This window comes from Rhizobacter sp. P3_B12 (assembly GCF_056402895.1).
Genome location: NZ_JBFUGN010000403.1, coordinates 1 through 5,275 on the forward strand (window position 1 = coordinate 1; position 5,275 = coordinate 5,275).

7 protein-coding genes are annotated in these 5,275 nt (G+C 66.3%); 3 read left to right on the forward strand and 4 right to left on the reverse strand.

Going from position 1 to position 5,275, the window contains the following annotated elements:
- On the reverse strand, positions 1–903 hold a 903-nt coding region (locus tag AC1D01_RS19630), incomplete at its 3' end, for a glycoside hydrolase family 48 protein (protein WP_477869212.1).
- A gap of 495 nt (positions 904–1,398) precedes the next feature.
- Here AC1D01_RS19630 and AC1D01_RS19635 point away from each other — a divergent pair.
- On the forward strand, positions 1,399–2,190 hold the full coding sequence (locus AC1D01_RS19635; protein ID WP_477869214.1) for an ABC transporter ATP-binding protein: 792 nt from the start codon (positions 1,399–1,401) through the stop codon (positions 2,188–2,190).
- Positions 2,191–2,259: 69 nt separating this feature from the next.
- On the opposite strand, the gene AC1D01_RS19640 is transcribed toward AC1D01_RS19635, so the two are convergent.
- The 3 genes from AC1D01_RS19640 to AC1D01_RS19650 all read right to left on the reverse strand — a co-directional run bounded on the left by AC1D01_RS19640 (position 2,260) and on the right by AC1D01_RS19650 (position 4,160).
- Positions 2,260–2,697 carry a type II toxin-antitoxin system VapC family toxin gene (locus tag AC1D01_RS19640; protein WP_477869216.1) on the reverse strand — a complete coding sequence of 146 codons (438 nt, stop codon included), beginning with the start codon at positions 2,695–2,697 and terminating at the stop codon, positions 2,260–2,262.
- Positions 2,694–2,951, reverse strand: coding sequence for a type II toxin-antitoxin system Phd/YefM family antitoxin (locus AC1D01_RS19645; RefSeq protein ID WP_477869218.1), 258 nt, complete (start codon positions 2,949–2,951; stop codon positions 2,694–2,696). The genes AC1D01_RS19640 and AC1D01_RS19645 overlap by 4 nt, the downstream gene beginning before the upstream one ends.
- Positions 2,952–3,068: 117 nt before the next feature.
- Complete coding sequence (locus tag AC1D01_RS19650; RefSeq protein WP_477869220.1) at positions 3,069–4,160, reverse strand: porin; 1,092 nt, start codon at positions 4,158–4,160, stop codon at positions 3,069–3,071.
- A gap of 208 nt (positions 4,161–4,368) precedes the next feature.
- On the opposite strand from AC1D01_RS19650, the gene AC1D01_RS19655 reads away from it, so the two are divergent.
- Entirely contained in the window at positions 4,369–4,584 is a 216-nt protein-coding gene (locus AC1D01_RS19655) for a hypothetical protein (protein WP_477869222.1), read from the forward strand.
- Between the two features lie 14 nt (positions 4,585–4,598).
- A partial coding sequence (locus tag AC1D01_RS19660; protein WP_477869224.1) for an alkaline phosphatase family protein occupies positions 4,599–5,275 on the forward strand: 677 nt, incomplete at its 3' end.

Sequence of the window (5,275 nt, forward strand, 5' to 3'; positions counted from 1 at the left end):
CTTGAAGTACTTGTCGAACATCGAGTACCGCAGGTAGTCGCCCATGCGGGCCGCCTTCTTGACGAGGTCGGCCACGTCCGCGCCCTTGCCCTGCGCCTTCGCCCACACCGAGGCCCAGTAGACGGCCTGGATCGCGCGCGCATCGGCATCCGGCGCATTGGTGTAGCGCCACTGCTTCGCGTAGCTCTGGTCGCCGATGAACAGGCTCAGGAAGCCCTGCGTGCCGCCGCTGCGGCCCCAGCGGAAGGTGTCGCACGAGGGATGGGGAATCGTCTCCCACACCGATTCCTGCGGCCCGCGCTGGAAGGTGTTGATGTAGGCCGGCTTCGTGGTGCCGTCGCCGCAGCGGCCGTAGCCGTACCAGTTGTCGACGTCGGTCAGCCAGTGCATGCCGTAGATGTCGCGCGTGCCGTAGGCCGCTGCGAGCTCGGTGGCGATCGGGTCCTGCCCCGCGGTCACCGAGTTGTCCAGCGGCGCGGGGTAGTTCTTCGGCAGCGCGAACTCGCCGGCGTAGGTGGCCGGCTTGGCGGGGTTGTAGAAGCTGTTGGTGGGCTGGTCGGCGGTGGGCGGGATGATGGTCCTCTCCATCGTCGCCCAGGCGGCCTTCAGCGGTGCCCAGTCGCCGGTGACGCGGCCGTACTGCGCCTCCATCCAGAGCCAGAAGCTGTAGGCCTCGGAGGTCGTCTCATGGCCGTAGTCGGGCGCCTCGACCATCAGCGTCTCGATCGAGTGGTACGGCACGCCGTCGCTGCTGAAGTAACCGTTCGCCGGATCCTTGATCTTGTTGTACTGCGTCAGGAAGCGCTGCGTGTACTCGGCATCGGCGGCGCGCGCCGGTGCGGCGAGCGACAGGGCGAGCACGGCGGCGGCAACGGCCGAAAGCATGGGGAATCGGGTCTTCATCGAAATGTCTCCTGTTGTGAAAACGTTTTCACGATAGTGAAACTGCGAATGAAACTGCGAGTGAAACTGCGATCAAGCGCACTGCGCCACCGCCGCGCCAGGGCGCAGCGGTGGGTACAACGATTCGCGGAGTGTTCGAGCGCGGTCAGGACGGGCTGGGGATGCCCGGGCGCTCAGGGGTGGCCAATGGCCTGCGGGAGGACTGCAACTGCATCATTCCGTGTCTCCTTTCCCTCGGCGCGGCGGTCTTGCGACGGCGCACCGTCATGTTCTGGACGGTTTGTCTACAACTGCGGTTGAAATCGATTTCAACGCAACCAGTGTGCCGCCGGTCGCGCGTTCGTGGCACTCGGGTTAGCCCCATCAGATGCAACGCGTCGTATCGCAGCGCATCGGTTGCGGCAGGGGCAGATATGCAAGCGCGAAATGCGCAGTTCACAGCGCCGGGCCGCACTCCTAAGGTCTCGCGATGAATCCCCACCCGAGGCACTCCCCATGGCGCACGCCGGCACCCTGCAGATCCAGCACCTGAGCAAGCAGTACGAAGTGAAGGGCGAACCGCTGCCCGTGCTCGAGGACATCACGCTCACCGTCAACCCCGGCGAGTTCGTCAGCATCGTCGGCAGCAGCGGCTGCGGCAAGTCGACGCTGCTGCGGCTGATCGTCGGGCTGGAGGAGAACTACCAGGGCGAGGTGCTGCTCGACGGCGAGCGCATCGTCGGCACCAGCCTGGACCGCGGCATCGTGTTCCAGGAGCACCGGCTGTTCCCGTGGCTGACGGTGGAGCAGAACATCGGGCTCGGGCTGCTGAACGGCGAGCTCAGCGAGCAACAGAAGGCCGACACGGTGCGCGAGCACATCGCGCTGGTGGGCCTGGCCGGCTTCGAGACGGCGTGGCCACACCAGCTGTCGGGCGGCATGTCGCAGCGCGTGGCGATCGCGCGGGCGCTGGTCAACCGGCCCGAGGTGCTGCTGCTCGACGAACCGTTCGGCGCGCTCGATGCGCTGACACGCGCCCACCTGCAGCAGGCGCTGCACCGCATCTGGCAGGCCGAGGAGATCACGATGATCCTCGTGACGCACGACGTCGAGGAGGCGGTGTACCTCGGCGACAAGGTGGTGGTGATGGCGCCGCGGCCGGGCCGCATCCGGCGCATCGTGCCGGTGGAACTGGATCACCCGCGCGACCGCGTCGGCCTGGCGTTCTCGCGCGTCAAGGAAGACGTGCTGGCCGAGTTCGCCGGCACCCGTTCGCCGCTGCCGTCCGGCCTGCGTTTCGCACTCTGAGCCGGCCCTCTGCCAAGGACCATCCCATGAGCGACCGCAAGATGCGCCTCGGCGCCTTCATCGTCAACTTCAGGCCTGTTTGCCCGAGGGCTTCCAGGGATTCAGAAGTTTTGTGCCAGTCCCCTCGAAGTCGACCACGTTGCGTGTGGCGACAGTCAATCCGTGAACCAGGGCGGTGGCGGCAATCAGGCAATCGCGTTCGGCCCGGGGATTTGGCACATGCAAGGCCGCACACCGCAGAGCGACCGACAGGTCGACAGGAAGAATCCGGCCGTCGAACGCAGGCAAGACCTGATCGTCCATCCATTTGCGCAACCGTGTCGCCTGGGCAGCATCTCGACGCTGCAGTTGCAGGATGCCCAGTTCCAGTTCGAGCGCCGTGATGGAGGACAGGAACAGGTCGCTTCCCGCGACGGAATCCGCCCACGTCACGACGTTCGCATCGGCGCGACCCTGTGCCGCCTTGCGCAACTCGGACACCACATTGGTGTCGAGCAAGTACATCAATCGAACTCTGCAGGCCGGTAAACCGCGCCCAATCGCCCGGGTTCGAATTGGATATCCGCGGCATCAGGCATCGCGATCAGCGAGACGATGCTCGCCTGACGACCCGTGAGTGCCTGGTAGCGCTCGTAGGTCATCAGCACATGCGAGGGCTGACCGCGGTCGGTGATGACGACAGGGCCCTTCGATGCTGCCTTTTTTGCACCCGCGGTGTCTTGATTGAACTCTCGACTGGAGAGCGTGGTGGTGATGGTCATTGCTGTCCCCCTGCAATGTAGCAACGTTACTATTTCGACGCGTCACTGGCAAGGGTTCGGCCGACAAGCAAAAAAAGCCCGCTCATCGAGCGGGCTTTTTGCTTTCAGGTCACTCGATCAGAACGAGTGGCGGATGCCGSTGGWGAACTCGGTGATGTTGCGRTCCCCKGCSKTCGTCAGGCCGGCCGGCACGGCGCTGGCCCAGCGGTCGGCGTAGCCGTCGCCTTCGTTCTTGAAGCGGGTCACCGCGCTGTACAGCGCCGTGCGCTTCGACAGGTCGTACTGGTAGCCSACGCCGAAGGCCTGCGTCTTGCCTTCGTTCACGTTCTTGGCCTTGTTCTGCACGTACTGCGCACGCACCGTGTTCGCGCCGAAGCGGTAGTCGCCGCCGACCCAGAAGCCCTGGCCGTCGGCATCCACCGCGCTGCGGTCGTTCACCGCGATCACGCCGGCCGTGCCGTGCCAGTCGCCGTACGTGTAGCCGACCGCGCCCGAGGTCGTGCRCACGTCCTGCGAGGTCAGGTCCTGCTTGTCGTCGACGAACGACAGCATCGCGTCGAAGCCGTAGCCGCTGTAGCGGGCGTAGACATCGGCGGTGCGCTGCTCGTTGGTGGCRCCGGTGGCTTCACCGAAGCCCCACAGTGCRCCGGCCTTGAAGCCGCTGAAGGTCGGGGTCTCGTACTTGACCGAGTTGTTGATGCGCGCCGGGCCGCCGTTGCCGGTGGCCGTGGTGGTGGTGCCGCCGCGCAYCGGCTCGTAGCCGCCGAAGCCGCCGATCACGGCCGTGCTCGCGCCGGTCGAGACGTTCGAGAACTCGCTGAAGTCGCTCGACAGGTTGTAGACGCTGCCGTACTGGCGACCCAGGGTCAGCGTGCCGAACTGCGCCGAGCCGATGCCGACGTACGACTGGCGGCCCCAGAACGCGTTCTGGCCGTTGGTGCCGTCGTCGAGGTTGACGCCGCTTTCGAGCACGGCCAGGGCACGCAGGCCGCCGCCGAGGTCTTCGGTGACGCGCAGGCCGAAGCGCGAGCCCTGCAGGCCGCCCGACTGCACGCGGCTCAGGTTGGCCGCGCCGTTGGCGAACTGCACGTAGGCATCGGCAACGCCGTACAGCGTCACGTTGGTGGAGGAGGCTTGCGCGTCTTGCGCATTGGCTGCCGAGGCAGCGGCCAGTGCGACCGCGGTCACGGCAAAGGTGGCGAGTTTCATGGGTTGGTTTCTGCGATGGCAGGTGGTCAGAACCGCGCCATCGTAGGAACCGCTGCCGGACGGGAACCTGTCCGGCAGATGACAAATTTGTCAGCGTCGCTGCATGCGCGAGCCCATCGAATCAGAAACGCACAAGGTCACACAAACACAATAATTGCCACATAGCATGGGTGGGATCGACCGCTCCCCCACCTCCCTTGGAACCCCCATGCACACCCTCTACACCCAGCGGCCGGCCACGCCGGCCCGCAGCACATCGCTCCCCCACACACCGCCTGCATCGACTGCAGCCGCTTCCGCCCGGCGCTTCGCGTTGGGCGTGGGCATCGCGATCGCCGTCGCGCTGACCGCCTGCGGCGGCGGCAACGACAACAAGGATTGCGGCTCGGCGGGCAACACCCGCGACCTGCACTGCGCGCCCTGACACGGACCGATGCCATGACGCTCAACCGCCGTAACTTCCTCCGCACCGCCGCCGGCTCCTCCCTCGCGCTCGGTCTGTTCCCTCCCGCCATCCAGAAGGCCCTCGCGATACAGGCCAACAACGCGACCGGCACGCTGAAGGATGTCGAGCACATCGTGCTGCTGATGCAGGAGAACCGCTCGTTCGACCACTACTTCGGCGCGCTCAACGGCGTGCGCGGCTTCGCCGATCCGTTCGCGATCCCGGTGCCCGATGCCGGCGCCATCCAGCGCCGCACGGTCTGGTCGCAGCCCAACGCCGTGGCCGGTGCCGCGCCGGCGGTGGTCGCGCCCTTCCACCTGAACACCACGCAGAACTTCGAGGTGATGCGGGTGGAGGGCACGCCGCACTCGTGGGGCGACGCGCAGTACGCCTGGGACCAGGGCCGCATGAACACCTGGACCACCTACAAGAAGAACCATGCGATGGGTTACTACACCCAGGACGACCTGCCCTTCCAGTACGCGCTGGCCAATGCATTCACGCTGTGCGATGCCTACCACTGCAGCTCGCAGACCGGCACCAACACCAACCGCCTGTTCGCGTGGACCGGCACCAACGACGGCCTGGCGCTCGGCAACGGCCCGGCCACGTACAACGACTACGACTGGTTCGACGCCAACCCCGGCAATGACGGCGGCTACACCTGGAC

Excerpts from the sequence above, each read along its gene's own strand:
- AC1D01_RS19645 (WP_477869218.1), bottom strand. The coding sequence starts at position 2,951 with ATGACCATCACCACCACGCTCTCCAGTCGAGAGTTCAATCAAGACACC.
- AC1D01_RS19635 (WP_477869214.1), top strand. The coding sequence starts at position 1,399 with ATGGCGCACGCCGGCACCCTGCAGATCCAGCACCTGAGCAAGCAGTAC.
- AC1D01_RS19655 (WP_477869222.1), top strand. The coding sequence starts at position 4,369 with ATGCACACCCTCTACACCCAGCGGCCGGCCACGCCGGCCCGCAGCACA.